General features: G+C 73.7%; 17 protein-coding genes, 1 tRNA gene and 1 pseudogene. 11 read left to right on the forward strand and 8 right to left on the reverse strand.

Features of this window, described 5'->3' with window-relative positions; all coding sequences use genetic code 11:
- Positions 1-20 precede the first annotated feature (20 nt).
- Positions 21-1,016 (forward strand): magnesium/cobalt transporter CorA, encoded by a 996-nt coding sequence (corA, locus tag ACQP17_RS07630; protein WP_433855573.1) that lies wholly within the window; start codon positions 21-23, stop codon positions 1,014-1,016.
- Positions 1,017-1,052: 36 nt separating this feature from the next.
- Here the strand turns inward: corA and ACQP17_RS07635 are convergent, their stop codons facing one another.
- Both ACQP17_RS07635 and ACQP17_RS07640 read right to left on the reverse strand, forming a co-directional pair.
- Positions 1,053-1,841, reverse strand: a complete 789-nt coding sequence (locus tag ACQP17_RS07635; protein ID WP_433855574.1) for a ferritin-like domain-containing protein — start codon at positions 1,839-1,841, stop codon at positions 1,053-1,055.
- Positions 1,842-2,135: 294 nt separating this feature from the next.
- Positions 2,136-3,191, reverse strand: a complete 1,056-nt coding sequence (locus ACQP17_RS07640) for an LLM class F420-dependent oxidoreductase (protein ID WP_433855575.1) — start codon at positions 3,189-3,191, stop codon at positions 2,136-2,138.
- A 127-nt stretch (positions 3,192-3,318) separates the two neighbouring features.
- On the opposite strand from ACQP17_RS07640, the gene ACQP17_RS07645 reads away from it, so the two are divergent.
- Both ACQP17_RS07645 and ACQP17_RS07650 read left to right on the forward strand, forming a co-directional pair.
- Positions 3,319-4,302, forward strand: coding sequence for an aldo/keto reductase (locus ACQP17_RS07645; protein ID WP_433855576.1), 984 nt, complete (start codon positions 3,319-3,321; stop codon positions 4,300-4,302).
- On the forward strand, positions 4,299-7,106 hold the full coding sequence (locus ACQP17_RS07650; RefSeq protein WP_433855577.1) for a helix-hairpin-helix domain-containing protein: 2,808 nt from the start codon (positions 4,299-4,301) through the stop codon (positions 7,104-7,106). The genes ACQP17_RS07645 and ACQP17_RS07650 overlap by 4 nt, the downstream gene beginning before the upstream one ends.
- 117 nt (positions 7,107-7,223) lie before the next feature.
- On the opposite strand, the gene ACQP17_RS07655 is transcribed toward ACQP17_RS07650, so the two are convergent.
- Positions 7,224-7,898, reverse strand: a complete 675-nt coding sequence (locus ACQP17_RS07655) for a hypothetical protein (protein ID WP_433855578.1) — start codon at positions 7,896-7,898, stop codon at positions 7,224-7,226.
- A 47-nt stretch (positions 7,899-7,945) separates the two neighbouring features.
- Here ACQP17_RS07655 and ACQP17_RS07660 point away from each other — a divergent pair, with 47 nt between their 5' ends.
- Positions 7,946-8,134, forward strand: coding sequence for a DUF5703 family protein (locus tag ACQP17_RS07660; protein WP_018537156.1), 189 nt, complete (start codon positions 7,946-7,948; stop codon positions 8,132-8,134).
- A 90-nt stretch (positions 8,135-8,224) separates the two neighbouring features.
- On the opposite strand, the gene ACQP17_RS07665 is transcribed toward ACQP17_RS07660, so the two are convergent.
- From ACQP17_RS07665 to ACQP17_RS07675, 3 genes are all read right to left on the reverse strand, one after another.
- A complete protein-coding gene (locus tag ACQP17_RS07665) occupies positions 8,225-8,992 on the reverse strand; it encodes a chaplin (protein WP_433855579.1) in 768 nt (255 codons plus the stop codon).
- Positions 8,993-9,167: 175 nt separating this feature from the next.
- A complete protein-coding gene (locus tag ACQP17_RS07670) occupies positions 9,168-9,401 on the reverse strand; it encodes a chaplin (RefSeq protein WP_364877798.1) in 234 nt (77 codons plus the stop codon).
- Positions 9,402-9,543: 142 nt separating this feature from the next.
- Positions 9,544-10,869, reverse strand: coding sequence for a M20/M25/M40 family metallo-hydrolase (locus ACQP17_RS07675; protein ID WP_433855580.1), 1,326 nt, complete (start codon positions 10,867-10,869; stop codon positions 9,544-9,546).
- A 308-nt stretch (positions 10,870-11,177) separates the two neighbouring features.
- Between ACQP17_RS07675 and ACQP17_RS07680 the strand changes: the two genes are divergently transcribed.
- Positions 11,178-11,262: transfer RNA gene (locus tag ACQP17_RS07680), tRNA-Leu, on the forward strand.
- Positions 11,263-11,341: 79 nt separating this feature from the next.
- Here ACQP17_RS07680 and ACQP17_RS07685 read toward each other — a convergent pair.
- Positions 11,342-12,214, reverse strand: coding sequence for a helix-turn-helix transcriptional regulator (locus tag ACQP17_RS07685; protein WP_433855581.1), 873 nt, complete (start codon positions 12,212-12,214; stop codon positions 11,342-11,344).
- A gap of 158 nt (positions 12,215-12,372) precedes the next feature.
- Here ACQP17_RS07685 and ACQP17_RS07690 point away from each other — a divergent pair, with 158 nt between their 5' ends.
- The 5 genes and pseudogenes from ACQP17_RS07690 (at position 12,373) to ACQP17_RS07710 (ending at position 16,206) form a co-directional block, all read left to right on the forward strand.
- Positions 12,373-13,791, forward strand: coding sequence for an MFS transporter (locus tag ACQP17_RS07690; protein ID WP_433855582.1), 1,419 nt, complete (start codon positions 12,373-12,375; stop codon positions 13,789-13,791).
- A gap of 244 nt (positions 13,792-14,035) precedes the next feature.
- Positions 14,036-14,878, forward strand: a complete 843-nt coding sequence (locus tag ACQP17_RS07695; protein ID WP_433855583.1) for a pseudouridine synthase — start codon at positions 14,036-14,038, stop codon at positions 14,876-14,878.
- A gap of 164 nt (positions 14,879-15,042) precedes the next feature.
- A complete protein-coding gene (locus tag ACQP17_RS07700; protein ID WP_433855584.1) occupies positions 15,043-15,717 on the forward strand; it encodes an HAD family hydrolase in 675 nt (224 codons plus the stop codon).
- A gap of 101 nt (positions 15,718-15,818) precedes the next feature.
- Positions 15,819-15,917, forward strand: a pseudogene (locus ACQP17_RS07705) (RNA pyrophosphohydrolase); the annotation flags it as partial.
- Positions 15,918-16,023: 106 nt separating this feature from the next.
- The gene (locus tag ACQP17_RS07710) at positions 16,024-16,206 is read left to right on the forward strand and encodes a hypothetical protein (protein ID WP_433860086.1); all 183 of its coding nucleotides are present in this window, start codon (positions 16,024-16,026) and stop codon (positions 16,204-16,206) included.
- 57 nt (positions 16,207-16,263) lie between these two features.
- Here the strand turns inward: ACQP17_RS07710 and ACQP17_RS07715 are convergent, their stop codons facing one another.
- Positions 16,264-17,880, reverse strand: coding sequence for an ABC-F family ATP-binding cassette domain-containing protein (locus tag ACQP17_RS07715; RefSeq protein WP_433855585.1), 1,617 nt, complete (start codon positions 17,878-17,880; stop codon positions 16,264-16,266).
- Between the two features lie 456 nt (positions 17,881-18,336).
- On the opposite strand from ACQP17_RS07715, the gene ACQP17_RS07720 reads away from it, so the two are divergent.
- A complete protein-coding gene (locus tag ACQP17_RS07720; protein WP_433855586.1) occupies positions 18,337-18,738 on the forward strand; it encodes a (2Fe-2S) ferredoxin domain-containing protein in 402 nt (133 codons plus the stop codon).
- Positions 18,739-18,740 lie beyond the last annotated feature (2 nt).

Below are 18,740 nucleotides of genomic sequence, written 5' to 3' on the forward strand. Positions count from 1 at the left end.
TGGCCGGACGAGGGGCGAGAATGCCAGGTGTGATCGTGGACTGCGCCATCTACCGGGAGGGCCGTCGCAACGAGTGCGCGACGGACTTCTCCGACGCCCTGCACGCGGCGCGGGCCGAGGGGCGCTCCTTCCTGTGGTTGGGGATGTACGAGCCGACGGAGGAGGAGTTCGCGCGGGTCAGGTCCGAGTTCGCCCTGCACCCGCTGGCCATCGAGGACGCCCTCAAGGCGCACCAACGGCCCAAGCTGGAGGTCTACGACGATTCCCTGTTCATGGTGCTGAAGCCGGTCACCTACGACGACCGGGCGGACACGGTGACGTCGTCGGAGCTGATGGTCTTCGTGGGCGACTCGTTCGTGGTGACCGTCCGCCACGGGGAGGCCAGTCCGCTGGCCGCGGTGCGCCACCGCCTGGAGGAGCACCCGGAGATCCTGCGGCACGGCCCGGGCGCGGTGCTCTACGCGGTCAGCGACGCGGTGGTGGACCACTACATCGATGTGGCGGCCGAACTCCAGGTGGACCTGGAGGAGTTGGAGGCGGAGGTGTTCGCGCCGGTGCGCGGCCGGGACACCCGGAACACCGCGGCCGAGATCTACGCGTTCAAGCGCGAGGTGCTCGAATTCCGCCGGGCGACGGGCCCGTTGGCGGAGCCGATGGCCCGCCTCCAGAATCCGGGGGTGCCGTTCGTGCACGATCACGCCCGCCCGTTCTTCCGCGATGTGGAGGACCATCTCACCCGCGCCAACGAGTCGGTGGAGGGCCTGGACCGGCTGCTCTCGGACATTCTCGCCGCCCATCTCGCGCAGATGGGTGTCCGGCAGAACGACGACATGCGCAAGATCTCGGCCTGGGCGGCGCTGGCGGCCGTCCCCACGCTGATCGCCGGCATCTACGGCATGAACTTCCAGGACATGCCGGAGCTGTCGTGGCACCTGGGGTACCCGACGATCCTGGGCCTGATGGCCGTCATCGAGGTGTCGCTGTACCGGCTGTTCAAGCGCCGCGGCTGGCTGTGACCCCGGCGCCACGGGCCCGCCCGGGCAGCGGCGGGCTCAGGCGAACTCCGGCGCCGAGGTGGCCGGGCCGCCCAGCGCGTCGCGCCGCTCGGGCATCCGGAGGCTGACCATCCGCCGCCAGCCGCCCAGCCGCTCGTAGCCGTACATCGCCCGGATCCCGGTGGCGAGCGCGGCCGATTTCGTCCTCGGCCAGGCCAGGATGTGGCCCATGTGGTCCATCACGGCCAGGCTGACGTCCCGGTAGACGACGATCTCGGCGCGGGCGCACTCGTGCAGGATCCGCTGGATGGTCCGGCCGTGCCCGGCGCCGGCCAGCCGCAGCAGCTCCTCGTGGCAGTAGGCGAGGTGGTTGTCCTCGTCCTGGGAGATCATCCGGATCGCCTTGCCCACCTCGGGGTGGTCGCCGAAGTGGCGGGTGAGCATCTCCATCTGGTCGGCGGCGCGTTGTTCGGTGACCCGGCTGTGGGCGAGGTAGGTGATGATGTCCAGCTCGGTGAGCGGCTCGTTGCGGCGCAGCTTGTCGTGCGCCAGACCGATGCCGTGCCGCTCCAGCAGGGCGGTGTAGTCGGTCTCCTCGGGCACGGTGGTGGGCGTCAGGCCGCGCTTGCGCATCAGGGCGTGGAAGATCCGGCCGTGCTTGTCCTCGTCGGCGCCGTGCCGGGTGACCTTGGGTGCCAGCGTGCGCAGGGACGCGGGGATCAGTGCGGCGATCCGGCCGTTCTCCCAGCCGCCCTGGGCCTCGCCGCTGGCCGCGATGGAGCAGAACAGTCGGTAGGAGTCGTCGTTGTCGACGATCTCCTGGAACAGGCTTCGGGCCGAGAACATCTGCGCCACCTCCGAACGGACACACCCGCACGGACCGAGTCAAGTGGGCTGCCCGACGAGCGGCAACCGCAGTCGCGGTCCCTTGGGCCGTTCGGGCGCGACTGCCCCCGCTGCGGGCGTGACCGGCGTGCCCGTCACGGCGTTGTGCAGCGCGACGGCCGTGGCGGGGAGGACCCCCGAGCCCCCACCACGGCCGCGGTGTGTGTCCGGTCCGGCGCCCTGGCGCCGGACCGTGACGGAACGGGCCCGACGGCCCGCGACCGGCACCCGGCGCGCAGCGCCTCCGACGCTCCGCTACGCCAGCCCCGCGTGCTCCAGGGCCTCGGTGCCCGCCCGCAGCGACGCCAGCCGGTCCTCCAGGGCGAAGCCCGCCGGCGCCAGCGTCAGGGTGGTCACCCCCGCCGCGGCATAGGCCTGCATCCGCTCGGCGATCCGCTCGACGGAACCGAGCAGCGTGGTCTGGTCGATCAGCCGCTCCGGGATCGCGGCGGCCGCGCCCTCCTTGTCGCCGTCCAGGTACTTGTCCTGGATCTCGGCGGCTTCCTTCTCGTATCCCATGCGCCGGGCCAGCTGGTTGTAGAAGTTCTGCTTCCGGCTGCCCATGCCGCCCACGTACAGGGCGGTGTACGGGCGGAACATGTCGGCCAGCGCGCTGACGTCCTTGTCCGCGCCCAGGGCCAGCGGCAGCGTCGGACAGATGTCGAAGCCCTCCAGCGTCTTGCCCGCCTTCTCGCGGCCGGCGCGGAGGTGGGTGACCGCGGTCTCCTCCAGGTGCTCGGCGGCGGGGAAGATCAGCAGCGCGCCGTCGGCGATCTCGCCGGTCTGCGTCAGGTTCTTCGGCCCGATCGCGGCGATGTAGAGCGGGATGTGCTCGCGCTGCGGGTGCACGGTCAGCTTCAGCGGCTTGCCGGGGCCGCCGGGCAGCGGCAGGGTCCAGTGCTCGCCCTCGTAGGACAGCCGCTCGCGGGTCATGGCCCTGCGGACGATGTCCACGTACTCACGGGTGCGGGCCAGCGGCTTGTCGAACTTGACGCCGTACCAGCCCTCGGAGACCTGCGGGCCCGAGACACCCAGGCCGAGCCGGAAGCGGCCGCCGGAGAGCGAGTCCAGGGTCGCGGCCGTCATCGCGGTCATCGCGGGGGTGCGCGCCGGGATCTGGAAGATCGCCGAACCGATGTCGATGCGCTCGGTCTGCGCGGCGACCCAGGAGAGCACCGTGGCGGCGTCGGAGCCATAGGCCTCGGCGGCCCAGCAGACGTCGTATCCGAGGCGGTCGGCCTCCCGTGCCACCGCGAGATTGTCGGAGTCCATCCCGGCGCCCCAGTAGCCGAGGTTGATGCCAAGCCTCATGCCGCTCCCCTTACCGATCGGTAACGTCGCTGTTCCGGGGACTGTAGCGCGCGCCCGCGCCGAACGTCATCGGCGGGTTGTCCACAGGTCCCCTGATCCTCGCTCCCGGCCAGTAATCTCAAGGCTCATGGAGCAAAGGCACCTCGGCCGAACGGGCCTGCGCGTGACCCGCCTCGGGCTCGGCACCCTGAACTGGGCCCGCGACACGGACGAGCAGGAAGCCGCCGACCAGCTCAAGGCGTTCTGGGAGGCCGGCGGCACCCTCGTGGACACCGCCGACATCTACGCCGACGGCGGTGCCGAATACCTCCTGGGCCGCCTGACCGAAGACCTCGTACCGCGCGCCGATCTGGTGATCGCGACCAAGGCCGGCAGCGTCCTGGAGGCCGACCGCCGGGTCGACTGCTCCCGGCGCCACCTCCTCGCCGCCCTGGACGCCTCCCTGGAGCGGCTGGGCACGGATTACGTCGACCTCTGGCAGCTGCACGCGTTCGATCCGCACACCCCGCTGGAGGAGACCCTGGCGGCCCTCGACCTCGCCGTCAGCAGCGGCCGGGCGCGCTATGTGGGGGTGTCGGACTTCTCCGGCTGGCAGCTCGCCAAGGCGGCCACCTGGCAGCTCGCGGCGCCCGGGGTGCGCAACCGCCTGGCCGGCACGCAGATGGAGTACTCCCTGCTCCAGCGCGGGGTGGAGCGGGAGGTACTGCCCGCGGCGCTCGATCTGGGCATCGGCCTGCTGCCGTCCTCGCCGCTGGGCCGCGGTGTGCTGACGGCGAAGTACCGCCACGGGACCCCGGCCGATTCGCGGGGCGGCTCCGAGCACATGGCGCCGTTCGTCGCGCCCTATCTCGACGAGACGGCCGGCCGGGTCGTGGACGCGGTCGCCACCGCCGCCGACGGACTGGCCGTCACCCCCCTTCAGGTCGCGCTCTCCTGGGTCCGCGACCGTCCCGGAGTGACCGCGCCGATCCTCGGCGCCCGCACGGCACAGCAGCTCGGCGCGGCGTTGTCAGTGGAGGCCCTTAGTCTTCCTGACGAGATCCGCCGGGCGCTGGACGATGTGTCGGCTCCGGTGCACCACTACCCCGATCAGGACTGGAGCACGCTGTGAGCACCGACCGCCTCGCCGGCGACACCGCGCCCGAGCAGGAGGCCGCGCCCGGGACCACGGATGCCCAGGCGCCCGGCCCCGCGGCGGCGCCGGGCGGGACCACCGACGGCCCGGCAGACACAGCGGCCCCCAGCGGCGAAGCGGCGCCTTCCGCGGTGGCCACGGCATCCGACGACGGCACGACGGTCCCGGAGGGCGGGGCGCGGGAGGAGGCCGCGGTGAACGGCGCTCCGGACGCGGCTCCGGACGGCGGGGTTTCGGACAACGGGGTCTCGGACGACGGGGCCCCGACCGAGGCACCCGGCGACGGAGAGACGGCGCAGGCTTCGGGCGAGACCCCCGCGGCGGCGAACGGAGCGCAGGCCCCGGCGCCGGGCGACGGCGAGGCAACGCGAGCTTCCGGAGAGGCCCCGGCGCCGGGCCCGGAGTCCCCCGCCGCTCCCACCGGTGCGGCCCAGGGCACCGCGGCGTCCGGATCGGCGAAGGCGTCTGCGGAGGCGCTGGCCGCGGCGGTGCGCGCCGTGGAGACCGGCGAGCGCTCGGCCGCCTCCTTCTTCGCCGACACCCCGCGCCCCGCCAAGCCGGCCACAGCCCCCCGGCGGCCCGACGCCGGCCCCGCGTCCTCCGGCGGCCCCGCACCGCAGCAGCAGCGCCCGGCGGGCCCCGCCCCTGAACCGTCCCGGCAGCATCCCACCGCCGGGGCCGACGGCCCGGCCCGGCCCCCCGTGGACGGCGGCAGCGCGGCACCGTCCGTCCCCGCCGGGCCCGCGGCAGCCCCCGGCCCGGCTGTGTACGCACCCGGAGCCGACGGCGTACGGCAGGTCCTCGCGGCCGGCGGCGCCCCCGAGGCACTGGCGGACCGGGCCGCGGAGGTGCTCGGCGAGCAGGCCGCCGAGGCACTGCGCGAGGACCCCTGGCAGCTGCTCGCCGTGCCCGGCGTGCGCCCCGAGCAGGCCGACGGCTTCGCCCGCGCGCTGCTCGGCCCCGCCTGCGGGCCGGACGACGAGCGGCGCGCGCAGGCGCTGGTCGGCTGGCTGCTGGAGCAGGCCGCCGTCGCGGGGCACTCCGCCCTGGAGGCCTCCGCGCTGCGTGCGGCGCTCGCCCAGCGCGCGGTGCCCGACCCCGACGAGGCCCTGCAGACCGCCATCGCGGACGGTGCCGTGCTGGTCTTCCAGGACGCGATCGAGGAGCCGGGCAGGCCCCGTCCCGCCCCGGGTGGGGACGAGGAGGACGCACAGCCGGTCCGGATCCTGCTGGGCCTGGACCGGTTCGCGATGGCCGAGGAGAGCGTCGCCGACGGCCTGGCCCGGCTGCTGAACACCTTCGAAGCCGTCGCCGGGCCGCAGGCGGAGACCGCCGACGCCCCGGCCGGGGACGCCACCGCGGCGGAACCGGCGGCCGACGAGGACCGCACGACCGCCGGGGACGACACCGCCCCGGCACCCGACGCCGAGGACGGTGCCGGACCCGAGGCGCCCGAGGCGCCCGGCCGGGCCTCCGCCCCGCCGTCCGGCCCCACCGAGGACTTCACCCCCGCCCGCCCCGCGCGGCCCTCCGCCGCCGCGTGGGACGCCGCCGCGGCCGCCGCACCCTCACCCTCGGCCGCCGAGCTCCTGCGCGCCGCCGCCCACAGCGGCGTGGTGGCACACACGGGCGCCGAGGCGGCCCGTGCCGAACCGGCCGCGTTGATCGCCGCGGCCCGCGCGCTGGGCCTGCGGGCCTTCGGCGCCACCGCTACCGAGAACGGCCGCCGGCGCCTGGCCGCGGACCTCGCCGCCTGCGCGCCCGGCACCGTGGCCCCCGGCACCGCCCCGGACGCCGCCGACACCGCCGCCGTGACCGTCTCCGGCCTGCTCTCCGGCCGGCAGGGCCCCGGCCGGGACACCGACGGCGCCCTCGCACTCGATCTGCTGGTGGTGCTGGACGCCCCGCAGCTGGATCTGGAGACCGCCGCGCTCCTCGTCGAGTCGCTGCCCGACGGGACCCGGCTGGTGCTCAGCGGCGACCCGGGCGTCCTGTGGTCGGCCGGTCCCGGACGGCTGTTCGCCGATCTGCTCGCGGCCCGCTTCTGCCCCCAGGTCGCCTCCCGCACCCCGGACTTCGGGCCGATCGGCGAGCTGGTGTCCGGCATCGGCATCGGCGAGCTGAGCCAGGTCGAGGCGCCCGGCAAGGAGGTGGTGATCGTCCCGGCGCGCGATGCCGGTGAGGCGGTGCACCGCACCGTCCAACTGGTCGCCGACTCCGTGCCCCGGGCACTGGGGGTCCCCGCGGACCGGACACAGGTGATCACGGTCGGCCACGGCGGCGCGGCCGGCACCCGCGCGCTGAACGCCGCCCTCAAGGAACGGCTCAACCCCGGCCCCGGCCGGTTCGGCGGCTTCGACCCCGGCGACCGCGTGGCCTACGCCCCCGCCCCCGGCCGTACGGTGCCCGGCACGGTCACCGGCGCGGACGCGTCCGGGCTGCGGCTCGACTGCGAGGGCGCCGCGGTCGTGGTGCCCCGCGAGCAGGTCGGCGCGGGTGCCGTACGCCACGGCTGGGCGCTCACGGCGCACCAGGCCGCCGGGATGCGCTGGCCCGCCGCGGTGGTCGTGCTCCCCGGGGATGCCGCCGGCGGTCTGACCCGCGCCTGGGTCTACACCGCCTTCAGCCGCGGCGAGCGCCATCTGTCGGTGGTCCAGGGCGTCGACCAGGCGCTGCCCCGGGCGGTCGCCGAGGTGCCCGTCAAGGAACGCACCACCCGGCTGCGCACCCTCCTCCAGCAGAGCGCGCAGACCACCCAGGAGCCCTCGGCGGACCACTGACCCCTGCCGGGCCCGTACGCCCGGTGCCCCGGCTTGTCGGCAGGATCCTGCCGACAAGCCGGGGCACCGTCGTCTCCGGAGCCGGGTGCGCCACCACGGCGGCGCACCCGCCCTCGCTCACCGCTCGTGGTCGAGCGGCTCCAGCAGGTCGTCGTCGCCGAGCTCCTCGTCGAAGACCGCGCTGACGTCGAAGCGGCAGACGACCCGCTGCGGATCGGCCTGGTCGAACGGCGCGGACAGCCACTCCCCGGGCTCGGCCGGATCGTCGGCGGCCGCCACCCACAAGGTGGAATCGCCCTCCTCCAAGCCGAACTCCTTGTGCCGGGAGGCGATCTCGTCCGGTTCGAACTCGCCGAACAGCACCCCCAGCGCGGCATGCACGCTGGTCCCGACGACCGCGGCGGCATCCGCGCCCCCGGCCGCGGCGTCGTCGGCCGCGTCCGGATCGAGGTCGGCGACGCGCTGTGCCTGGTGCAGCAGCCGCTGCGGCTCGGCAACGGTGTAGTCGCGCCGGATCAGCACGCTCAGCGCGCTCGGCTCCTCCGGGCCCGCGTAGGCGGGCAGCGCGTCGTTCCCGGGGATCTCGAAGGGGGTGACCTCGTCGTAGGTGTCGTAGAGCAGCTCGTCATAGACCTCAGCCGCCGCGGCGAGCTCGTCGAACGCGGCGTAGACGGCCGGATCGTCCTCCCCCGAGCGGCGTTCGACCGCGTCGAGGTGACGGTCCAGCGCGGCTTTGACCGCCTCGGCGGCGGCACGTACCTCGGCAGCGGAAGGCTGCGCAGCATCAGACATAGTGCAGACGCTATCCGTACCGGGGCCGGTCCCGCACAATAGATGCGATGCCGGAATACGAATTCTGCGATGTGTATGTGCCCCGGGGTGTGTCCCGGAAGGCTGCCACGCGCCTGCTGACCGACCATGCCGAGTACGGACACTGGGAGTTGGACCGCCTGCGTCTGAATCCCGACGGGAGTCGCAGGGTGCGCCTGCGCCGCCGGATCATCCGGCAGCTGCGCGCCACGTGGTGACCGCCGCCAGCGGCGGCTGAGGACAGCAGAGCGGGCCCCGCCGAGGCGGGGCCCGCTCCGTCGTGCGCCTGGTGCGCTATCCGCGGCCGGTCACCGACGTGCGGCGCGCGCCCTGCGGTAGAGCACGGCGCCACCGAGCAGCAGCCCGGCGCTGGCCGGCACCGCGTACCCGATCGAGCCCGCGCCGGTGTGCGCGAGCTGCCCCACGGGCTTGGCGGGCTTGGCCGGCGTCACGTGCGGGGTGTGCCCACCGGTCTGCGGGTGGGTGCCCGGCGTGTGCTGGCTCGGCGTGCCCGGGTGGTGCGGCGTCACCGGGCGCTCCGGCGTGCCCGGGTGATGGGGCTTGCCGGGGTGGTGCGGCGTGACCGGGTGGTGCGGCCTGCCGGGGTGCTGCGGTACACCCGGACGGGTCGGCGTCTCGTTGGCGCAGTGGTTGCCGAAGGCGGGGTTGAGCAGTCCGCCTCCCGAGACCTGGTTGCCGCAGGCGTTCACCGGAACGTCGACCGGAGCCTGGACGTTGTTGCCCGACACGATGCCCGGCGAGTTCGACGCCTGGCCTGCCGCGCCCGCGCCGCCGCCACCGGTGTGGTGACGGCCGCCGTGCGCTGCGCCACCGCCGCCGTTGGCGCAGCGGTTGCCGAACGCGGGGTTGAGCAGCCCGACGACATTGACGGTGTTACCGCAGGCGTTCACCGGTACGTGGACCGGGACCTGGACGTTGTTGCCGGATCCCACACCGGGCGAGTTGGCCGCGCCTCCGGCGGCTCCCGCGTCGGCGTGTGCATAGCCGGCGGCCAGGGCGAGTACGCCACTGGCGGCCGCCGCGGTGATCAGGCCCTTTCGTGCGACCTGTCTCATAGGTAGTTCCCCTGCCTAGTGCCTTACAGGAACGCGGACGGGTGACGATCCTCGAAAGGACCCACCCGTCCGCCTAAATATCCTCAGCGGCTCCGGAATGCAGAATTCGCTTTCCACAGCTGCGCCGAGTCGGACCCTTACGGGTGCAGATACAACGCCAAAGGACGTCGGAAAGTCACTTGTTGACGCAGTACTCGCCGAAGGAGGGGTTCAGCAGGCCGACCACGGAGATCGTGTTGCCGCAGACGTTCACCGGAACGTGCACCGGAACCTGGATGGTGTTGCCGGACACCACACCGGGAGAGTTCAGCGACGCACCCTGGGCACCCGAGTCCGCAACGGCCAGGCCAGCACCGGCGAGCACGACACCACCGGCCAGTGCCGCAGCAGCGGCGACCTTCTTGATCATTATTCCTCCTTGTAGGCAATACGATCCCAGCCGCGGACCGCACACACTGCAACGAAGAAAAGGCCGTTGAAGCTACGAACACATCGGCGTGTTCACTCGTTTCAGCGAACTCGGTGCCGGAGACAGGAGATTCCTACCGAATTCAGCTCTGCTCGATGAACCGGTCGAGCACCCGCACCCCGAACTTCAGTCCGTCGACGGGCACCCGCTCGTCCACCCCGTGGAACATTCCTGCGAAGTCCAGCTCCGGCGGGAGTTTCAGCGGGGCGAAGCCGAATCCGCGGATGCCGAGATCGTCGAAGGACTTGGCGTCCGTACCGGCGGAGAGCATGTACGGCACGGCCCGGGCGATCGGGTCCTCGGCCTGCAGCGCCGACTGCATCGCCTCGACCAGCGCGCCGTCGAAGGTGGTCTCCAGCGCCTTGTCGGCGTGCACGTCCTCGCGCTTGACCCGCGGCCCCAGGAGCCGGTCCAGATCGGCCAGGAACTCCTCCTCGTGGCCCGGCAGGAACCGGCCGTCGACGTGCGCGGTGGCCTGGCCCGGGATGACGTTGACCTTGTAGCCGGCGCCCAGCTGGGTCGGGTTGGCGGTGTTCTTGAGCGAGGCGCCGATCAGCTTGGCGATCCCGCCGAGCTTGGCCAGCGTGGCGTCCATGTCCTCGGGGTCGAGTTCGGTGCCCAGCGCGTCCCCGAGCTGATCGAGGAAGGACCGCAGCGTCTTGGTCACCCGGACCGGGAACTCGTGGCGGCCCAACCGGCCGACCGCCTCGGACAGTTCGGTGATCGCGTTGTCCTTGTGGATCATCGAACCGTGACCGGCGTTGCCGTCCACGGTCAGCTTCATCCAGTGCATGCCCTTCTGGGCCGTCTCGATGAGGTAGAGCCGCACCTTCTCGTTGACGGTGAAGGAGAAGCCGCCGACCTCGCTGATCGCCTCCGTGACGCCCTCGAAGAGGTGCGGGTGGTGATCGACGAGGTAGCGCGCGCCGTAGGTGCCGCCGGCCTCCTCGTCGGCGAGGAACGCCAGCACGATGTCGCGCGGGGGCTTGCGCCCGGAGCGCAGCCGGTCACGGACGACGGCCAGCGTCATCGCGTCCATGTCCTTCATGTCGACCGCGCCGCGGCCCCAGATGCACCCGTCGGCGATCTCGCCGGAGAAGGGGTGGTGGGTCCAGTCCTCGGCGTTGGCCGGGACGACGTCGGTGTGCCCGTGGATGAGCAGCGCGGGCCGCGAGCGGTCCTCGCCCTCGATACGGGCGACGGTCGAGGCGCGGCCCTTGTGCGACTCGAAGATCTGCGGCTCCAGGCCGACCTCGGCGAGCTTCTCCGCGACGTACTCGGCGGCGGCCCGCTCCCCCGGGCCCGAGTGGTCGCCGTAGTTGCTGGTGTCGATCCTGATCAGGTCCCGGCACAGGTCGACGACCTCGTCCTCACCGGTGACCGCACGGCCCGACTGCGGCTCACTCATGCCGAAACCTCGCTTCGCCCGGCCTCGCCCGCGCGGGACTCGCACCCTTCCACGGTTCGCTCGCGGTGCTCGCTCACACTGCCTCCTCTGGGTTCACGGCCGCGTCTCGCACCCCCGGGGAGCACGGCCCGCGGCGGGGTCCACCGCCATCCTCCACCCGCCACCGCCTGTGCCCAAGGGCGCCGTACTCCCGACATGCCCTGGTCACAGCCGCGAGCGGGGCGCCTGGTGCGGGTGATCGACCACCCGCGAAGGTTTGCTATTGTTTTCCACGTCGGAACGGCCCAGGCCGCACCGGCAGACACCTGGTCCGGGTGGCGGAATGGCAGACGCGCTAGCTTGAGGTGCTAGTGCCCTTTATCGGGCGTGGGGGTTCAAGTCCCCCCTCGGACACATAGAAGCAGACAGTTCGGCGGGCGGTGACCGTATGGTCACCGCCCGCCGAACTGTTTCCGCACGTCCGTCCCCGCTGCTATCGCTCGGCCCCCTCCGTGGGGGTCGGTTCGATGGGGCTGGCCATGTCGAGCAGGAGCAGGGCGTCGTGGTCGGGGGTGCCGGGCGGTGCCTGGTAGCTGACGAGGCGCTGGCCGTTCGTGCGGAGGATCTCCATCACCTCGAAGCTGAGGCGCATCGAGCCCACCTCCGGGTGCCGGAAGTGTTTGTGGCCGCCGCCGCGGGCCCGTACGTCGTACCGCGCCCACAGCCGGGCGAACTCCGGGCTCTTCAGGACGAGTTCGCCGACCAGCCGGTCCAGCTCGGGCATGTCGGGGCCGGCGCCGGCGATGGCCCGCAGGTGGGCCGCGCTGTGCGCCGCCATCTCCTCCCAGTCGCGGTACAGGCTGCGGCCCATGGGGTGCAGGAACATGTAGCGGGTGAGGTTGCGGCGCTCCGTTGGCCAGTCCGTGATGCCGGGGAGGAGGCGCAGGCCGGGACGGTTGGCGGCCAGCAGGTCGTTGGCGCGGCTGACGACGTAGGCCGGTGAGGGGCGCAGCGTCTCCAGCAGGGTGCGCACCGACTCCCGTACCGCGCGCGCCGGGCCCGGGGACGGCGCCGGTGCCTGGCCCCCGGCGAGCGCCACCAGCTCGTGGAGCCGCCGCAGGGCGTCGGGGGTGAGCTGGAGCACCTCGCCGAGGGCGGCGACGACGGCGGGCGAGGGCCGGGTCTCGCGGCCGCGCTCCAGTCGCGTGTAGTAGTCGACGCTGACCCCGGCCAGCGTCGCCAGCTCCTCGCGGCGCAGCCCCGGAGTGCGGCGGATGCCCGTACCGGCGGGCAGGCCGACCTCCTGCGGGCCGATCTGCCCGCGGCGGGCGCGGAGGAAGCGGCCCAGTTCGGTGCCTTCGCTCATCCGACAAGTGTGGCAAATGATGACGCCTCCAGGGGAGCCGTGTCAGGGCCAGGAACGCCGCTCCCCCGTACGGCTCGGTCTGCCGCGGGGCCCGGTGCGCCGAGCAGGCTGTTTTCGTCTCCGCACCCGGCGGGGCAGGACGGAGAGGGACGAGGGAGATGCGTGGGACGCGGTCCGTGGCGGACGTGGGAGGGGGCGCGGGAAGAGGCGCCCGGGGCGTGCGGGACGGGAGCCGGGGCGCGGCGGAGCGGCCGGGATCCGCCGGTGCGGCGCTGACCGCCGCCGTCCTCGGCTTCTTCGTGATCACGCTCGATGTCTCCGGCGTCAATGTCGCGCTGCCCGCCATCGGGCACACGTTCGGCGGCTCCCTGGCGGGCCTCCAGTGGGTCGCCGACAGCTACACGCTGATGTTCGCGGCGCTGATGCTCTCCGCCGGCGCACTCTCGGACGCGGTCGGCGCGCGGCGCGCGTACGGCTGGGGGCTCGGCGTCTTCACCCTCGCCTCGCTGGCCTGCGGCGCGGCGCCGACGCTCGGGGCGCTGACGGCGGCGCGGGTGGTGCAGGGCAGCGCGGCGGCGGTGATGGTGCCCGCCTCCCTGGCGCTGATCCGGCAGGCGTTCCGCGAGCCGGGAGCCCGGGCGCGGGGCGTCGCGCTGTGGACCGTCGGCGGCGCGCTGGCCATCGCCGCCGGGCCCGTCCTGGGCGGGCTGCTCACGACGGTGTGGACCTGGCGCGCCGTGTTCTGCCTCAACGTCCCGGCCGGGATCGCCGCGCTCCTGATCCTGCTGCGGGCGGGGCGCTCGCCGCGCCACCGTGCCGCGTTCGACCTGCCGGGGCAGCTGACGGCGGTGCTCGCGCTGGCCGCGCTGACCTTCGCCGTGATCGAGGGCGGGCACGGCGGGCTCACCGGTACCGTGGCCGTCGCCGCCGGGGTCGCGGTGCTGTCCGGGGCCGGATTCGTGACCGTGGAGGCGCGGCGGCGGGCGCCGATGCTGCCGCTGGAGCTGTTCCGGCGGCGCGGCGTCGTGGTGCCGGTCCTCGCCGGTTTCGCCGTCAACACCGCTTTCTACGGCGGGGTGTTCGTGTTGGGCCTCTTCTTCCAGGAGCAGCGGGGGCAGTCGGCGCTGTCGGCCGGGCTGATGTTCGTGCCGATGGCGGCGGTCACCACGCACTTCAACTACCTCTCGCCGCGGGCGGTTTCCCGCTTCGGTGCGCGGGGGGTGGTCGTCTCGGGCCTGCTGATCTGTGCGCTGGGCTGCGGTGAGCTGCTCGCCGTGGACACCGGTACGCCCGCGTGGGCGGTCGCCCTGCTGATGGTCCCACTGGGCGTCGGCGGCTCCCTCGCCATGCCGGCGCTGACGTCGCTGATGCTCGACAGCCTCGCCCCCGAGCGGGCCGGCACGGCGGCGGCGCTGCTCAACACCGCCCGCCAGACGGGCGGCGCCCTCGCCATCGCCGTCTTCGGCGCGCTCCTCGCGGGGGGCTTCATGCCGGGGATGCGGGAGAGCCTGGTGCTCGCCGCGGCGCTGCTGGTGGCCGTGGCGGTGGGGGCGGCGGCGCTGCTTCCGCGGCGGTGAGGAAGGCCGCGGTGGCCGTGGGCGCGGCGCCGGGCCGGGCGCGCGTCCATCGTTCGCCCCTCCCCCGCCGGACCCCGTCGGCGGCCCGCGCCGCCGGCCGTGACTTGAGTCCCCGGCCCTCCGGGTGTTCTCTTGCCGCGTGAGACGTAGATCCCCTGTTCCCCGTGCGCCGCTTCCGCAGCGGGACGGTATCGATCCGGTGCGGGTGCGGTTACCCGCTGATCCGGAGGGGCGGTGGGGGACGGTGCGGGAGCATCTCGTGGAGCGGTTCGCGGGGGCGGTCGGGGCCGGGCGGGTGGCGGAGATGTTCGCGGCGGGGCGGTTCTTCGGGGTGGGTGGGGTGCTCCGGGGCGATGAGCCGTATGTGGCGGGGGCCTATGTCTGGTTCCACCGGGACTTCGTGCCGGAGGTGCCGGTTCCGTTCGAGGTGGGGGTCGTGTACCGGGACGACCGGATCGTGATCGCCGACAAGCCGCACTTTTTGGCCACGACGCCGCGCGGGCGGCACATCACCGAGACCGCGCTGGCGCGGCTGCGCCGTGCGCTGGGGCTGCCCGCGCTGCAGCCCGCGCACCGGCTCGACCGGCTGACGGCGGGGCTGGCGCTGTTCGTCGTACGGCCCGAGGACCGGGGTGCGTACCAGGGGCTGTTCGGCGCGCGGCGGGTGCGCAAGGAGTACGAGGCGGTGGCGCCGTACGACGGGCGGGTGGCGCTGCCGGTGACCGTGCGCAGCCGGATCGTGAAGGAGCGCGGGGTGATCGCCGCGCGCGAGGAGGCCGGGGCGCCCAATGCGGAGAGCCGGATCGAGCTGGTCGAGCGGCGCGGCGGACTCGGGCGGTACCGGCTGCTGCCCACCACCGGCCGTACGCATCAGCTGCGGGTGCACATGAACGGTCTCGGGCTGCCGATCCTCCACGATCCGGTGTATCCGGTGGTCCTGGATCCGGCCCCGGACGACTTCTCGGCGCCGCTGCAACTGCTCGCCAGGGTGCTGGAGTTCACCGATCCGGTCGACGGGCGGGAGCGGCGGTTCGAGAGCGGGCTGCGGCTGGCGGAGTGGGAGGACGGGGCGCCGCCGCGGGCGTGAGGTGCGGGCGGCGCCCGTCCGGTCCGGCCCCGTGGGTGGGCGTGTGTGCCGGGGGGCGAGCCGGGGTGCGTTTTCCACCGTCCGCGGTGAATTTCCGGTGCGGGCCGGCCGGGTGCCTGCATAGGGTGCGCGGGTCGGTGACATGGGAAAAGGCGGGGCCGCGGATGCTGATCTTCGATGCGGATGACACGTTGTGGGAGAACAACGTGATCTATGAGCGGGTCATCGACGAGTTCCTGGAGTGGATGACCGCTCCCGGGCTCGACCCGGCCGGGGTGCGGGCCGTGCTCGACGGGATCGAGGCGGCGAACGCGGTGACCCTCGGCTACGGCAGCAAGGGCTTCCTGCACAGCCTCGGGCAGTGTGTGGCCCAGCTGCGGGGGCGGGCCACGACGGCCGCGGAGTCGGCGCGGATCGCCGGGTGGGCGGCGGCCTTCGCCGGGGACCGGGTGGAGCTGATGCCCGGGGTGGCCGGGACGCTGGCCGAGCTGGCGCGGCGGCACGAACTGCTGCTGCTCACCAAGGGCGACACCGAGGAGCAGCAGCGGAAGGTGACGGCGTCCGGGCTGACCGGGCACTTCCGGGGCGTGCACATCGTGGCGGAGAAGAACACCGCGACGTACGAGGAGCTGCTCCGCGCCTACGATCTGGTGCCGGCCGCCACCTGGATGATCGGGAACTCCCCGAAGTCGGACATTCTGCCGGCCCGTTCGGCCGGCCTGAATGCGGTGTTCATCCCCCATCGGCACACCTGGGTGCTGGAGCACGGCGCACTCGACCCTGCCGACAAGAAGGTGCTGCGGCTGTCGGCGTTCGGCGAGCTGCTGCGGCACTTCTGAGGCGGGAGAGGGCGGAGAGAGGACCTGGCTGCTGTGGGTGGTGCAGGAGTCGAGGGGCCAGGGTGCCCTGTGTGTTCGCGTGTCATGACGGTGGTGGGCGGGTGTTGCCGGCCCGGCGCGGCGCGGGGGCCCGGGACGAACCGGGGACCTGGGACTACGGCGCGGGGGCGCCGGAGTTCGGTGAGTCCTTCGAGACGGCCGTGGCGCGGGAGGTGCACGAGGAGTACGGCGTGCGGCCGCTCGGCATCGAGCAGATCGGGGTGCGCAACGTGCTGCGGTGGCCCGGTCGGCTCGCACCGGGTCGCGGTGGTCTTCGCCGCACGGGTGGAGCCGGACGCGGTGCGGATCGGCGAACCGCACACGTGCGACGCGCTCGCCTGGTCCGCGCCCGCGGCCCTGCCGGTCCCGCTGCATGCGCAGTGCGGGGCGACGCTGGAGCTGTTCGGCACGGCCGCCCGGGAAGCGCGGCTCGGTCGCCGGCAGGGCTGAGCGCCGTGGTGGACGGACCGGTGCGGGCACTCGCCGCGCCCGCACCGGCCCGGGGGCCTACAGGGGTACGGTGCCGGTCAGTTCACCGTCCTCCAGCGTCAGCCGGCGCGTGATGCCGATCTCGTCCAGGAAGGTCGGGTCGTGGCTGACGACGACCAGGGCACCCTCGTAGGACTCCAGGGCCGTGACGAGCCGGCGGACCGAGGCGATGTCGAGGTTGTTGGTCGGCTCGTCGAGCAGCAGCAGCTGCGGGGACGGCTCGGCGAGCAGCAGCGCGGCGAGCGAGGCGCGGAAGCGTTCGCCGCCGGAGAGCGTGCCGGCCGGCTGGTCGGCCCGGGCCCCCTTGAACAGGAAGCGGGCAAGCCGGGCCCGGATGTGGTTGTTGCTCGCGCCCGGGGCGAAGCGGGCGACGTTCTCGGCGACGGTGAGCGCGTCGTCCAGGACGTCGAGGCGCTGCGGCAGGAAGCGGTGGGGCACCTCGACCCGGGCCGTGCCGGACGCCGGCGGGATCTCGCCGGCGACGGTGCGCAGCAGGGTGGTCTTGCCGGAGCCGTTGCGGCCGGTCAGCGCGATCCGCTCGGGACCGCGCACCTCCAGGTCGGCGAGGGCGCCGTAGCGGGTGCGCAGGGTTTCCAGGCGGAGCACGGTCCGGCCGGGGGGTACGGCGGTGTGCGGCAGGTCGATACGGATCTCCTCGTCGTCGCGGACGGCCTCGGCGGCCTCGTCGAGGCGGTCCCTGGCCTCCTTGAGGCGATCGGTGTGCAGGGCGCGGTGTTTGCCGGCGGAGACCTGGGCCGCCCTCTTGCGCTCGTTCATGACGATCTTCGGCTCGCGCTTGTTCGCGGACATCTTGTTGCCGTAGCGGACCCGGCGGGCCAACTTGACCTGAGCATCGGAAAGTTCGCGCTTCTGCCGCTGGACGTCGGCCTCGGCGACCCGCAGCATCCGCTCGGCCGCCTCCTGTTCGACGGCCAGGGCCTGTTCGTAGGCCTGGTAGTTGCCGCCGTACCAGTGGACCTCGCCGTCGCGCAGGTCGGCGATCCGGTCGACCAGCTGGAGGAGTGCGCGGTCGTGGCTGACCACGACGAGCACCTTGGACCAGCCGTCGACCGCGGCGTACAGCCGCTCGCGGGCCGCCCGGTCGAGGTTGTTGGTCGGCTCGTCGAGCAGCAGCACGTCCGGCCGGCGCAGCAGCAGGGCCGCCAGCCGCAGCAGGACGCACTCGCCGCCGGACACCTCGCCGACGGTGCGGTCGAGGTCGAGGCCCGGCAGCCCGAGCTGGTCGAGGGTGGCGCGGGCGCGCTCCTCGACGTCCCAGTCGTCGCCGAGGGCGGTGAAGTGCTCCTCGCGGGCGTCGCCGCCCTCGATGGCGTGCAGGGCGGCGCGGGCCCCGGCGATGCCGAGGACCTCGTCGACCCGCAGGTGGGTGTCGAGCGGGGCGTGCTGAGGGAGGTAGCCGACCTCGCCGGCGACCTTGATGCTGCCGGCCGCCGGGGTCAGTTCGCCCGCGATCAGCTTCAACAGGGTTGATTTTCCCGCTCCGTTGAGGCCGATCAGGCCGGTGCGGCCGGGGCCGACGGTCAGCGGGAAGTCCGCCAGGACGGGGGTGCCGTCGGGCCAGGCGAAGTCGAGGCCGGTGCAGACGATGGAGGCGGAGGCGGGGGGCATGGACATACGGGTCTCCTGAGCGCGGGGGAAGGACGGGGACTGCGCGGGGAGACACCGCGTCATACACGCGGGGTGCGCCGGGGTACGCGGTTGCGGTACGCCGAGGTCACGGACAGGCTGCGCCGGGCAGGGATCCGCCGCTCCGGAATGCGGGAGCACAGGGCGGATTCGCCTCTTACGGGCGCGGTGTCTCAGGACCTCAGACGAGCAACGGCCTTCTCCGATCGGCGGCAACGGGACGAGCACGACAGTACGGGGAGGGCCGGCCAAACGCAAACGCATTTATTGTTGCGTTTACCTTCTCCCGGGTCGACTTCCGGTCCGTCCGGGGCGGCGGGCCACGGCGGACCACGGGGTGAGCGGCGCGGGTCGACCGGGGCCTCGCCCCCGCGCGCCGTGCCCCGTTGTCGTGCCCCGGATCCCCGTGCCGTGCGCCGGGGCGGCCCCCGTAGCATGAGCCGGATGATCGACAAGCGTGCCGGCCGGGCGGCCACCGCCGCCCCGTGCCGGATCACCGTGTGCCGCGGCTGCTGCTGCGGCGACGCGGCCAAGATTCCGGGAGTCGACCACGCCGGGCAGATACCTCGGTTGCGCGCGGCGCTCGACGGCGCGGCGCCGGTGCGGGCCTCGGAGTGCCTGGACGTCTGCGACCAGGCGAACGTGGTCGTGGTCCAGCCGTCCGCAGCGGGGCGGGCCGCCGGCGGGCGGCCCGTGTGGCTGGGACTGGTCAACGACGACGACGCGCTGGCGGACATCGCCGCCTGGATCCGCGCCGGCGGCCCCGGCCTCGCGGAGCCGCCGGGCGTCCTCGACCTGTACGCGATCACGGTGTCGCGCCGGGTACGGGAGGGGCTGGAGGGCTGAGC

It is taken from the genome of Streptomyces kronopolitis, assembly GCF_050953795.1.
In the GTDB taxonomy this organism is placed as follows: Bacteria; Actinomycetota; Actinomycetes; order Streptomycetales; family Streptomycetaceae; genus Streptomyces; species Streptomyces kronopolitis_A.

Excerpts from the sequence above, each read along its gene's own strand:
- corA (WP_433855573.1), top strand. The coding sequence starts at position 21 with ATGCCAGGTGTGATCGTGGACTGCGCCATCTACCGGGAGGGCCGTCGC.
- ACQP17_RS07635 (WP_433855574.1), bottom strand. The coding sequence starts at position 1,841 with ATGTTCTCGGCCCGAAGCCTGTTCCAGGAGATCGTCGACAACGACGAC.
- ACQP17_RS07640 (WP_433855575.1), bottom strand. The coding sequence starts at position 3,191 with ATGAGGCTTGGCATCAACCTCGGCTACTGGGGCGCCGGGATGGACTCC.
- ACQP17_RS07645 (WP_433855576.1), top strand. The coding sequence starts at position 3,319 with ATGGAGCAAAGGCACCTCGGCCGAACGGGCCTGCGCGTGACCCGCCTC.
- ACQP17_RS07655 (WP_433855578.1), bottom strand. The coding sequence starts at position 7,898 with ATGTCTGATGCTGCGCAGCCTTCCGCTGCCGAGGTACGTGCCGCCGCC.
- ACQP17_RS07660 (WP_018537156.1), top strand. The coding sequence starts at position 7,946 with ATGCCGGAATACGAATTCTGCGATGTGTATGTGCCCCGGGGTGTGTCC.
- ACQP17_RS07665 (WP_433855579.1), bottom strand. The coding sequence starts at position 8,992 with ATGAGACAGGTCGCACGAAAGGGCCTGATCACCGCGGCGGCCGCCAGT.
- ACQP17_RS07670 (WP_364877798.1), bottom strand. The coding sequence starts at position 9,401 with ATGATCAAGAAGGTCGCCGCTGCTGCGGCACTGGCCGGTGGTGTCGTG.
- ACQP17_RS07675 (WP_433855580.1), bottom strand. The coding sequence starts at position 10,869 with ATGAGTGAGCCGCAGTCGGGCCGTGCGGTCACCGGTGAGGACGAGGTC.
- ACQP17_RS07685 (WP_433855581.1), bottom strand. The coding sequence starts at position 12,214 with ATGAGCGAAGGCACCGAACTGGGCCGCTTCCTCCGCGCCCGCCGCGGG.
- ACQP17_RS07690 (WP_433855582.1), top strand. The coding sequence starts at position 12,373 with ATGCGTGGGACGCGGTCCGTGGCGGACGTGGGAGGGGGCGCGGGAAGA.
- ACQP17_RS07700 (WP_433855584.1), top strand. The coding sequence starts at position 15,043 with ATGCTGATCTTCGATGCGGATGACACGTTGTGGGAGAACAACGTGATC.
- ACQP17_RS07715 (WP_433855585.1), bottom strand. The coding sequence starts at position 17,880 with ATGTCCATGCCCCCCGCCTCCGCCTCCATCGTCTGCACCGGCCTCGAC.
- ACQP17_RS07720 (WP_433855586.1), top strand. The coding sequence starts at position 18,337 with ATGATCGACAAGCGTGCCGGCCGGGCGGCCACCGCCGCCCCGTGCCGG.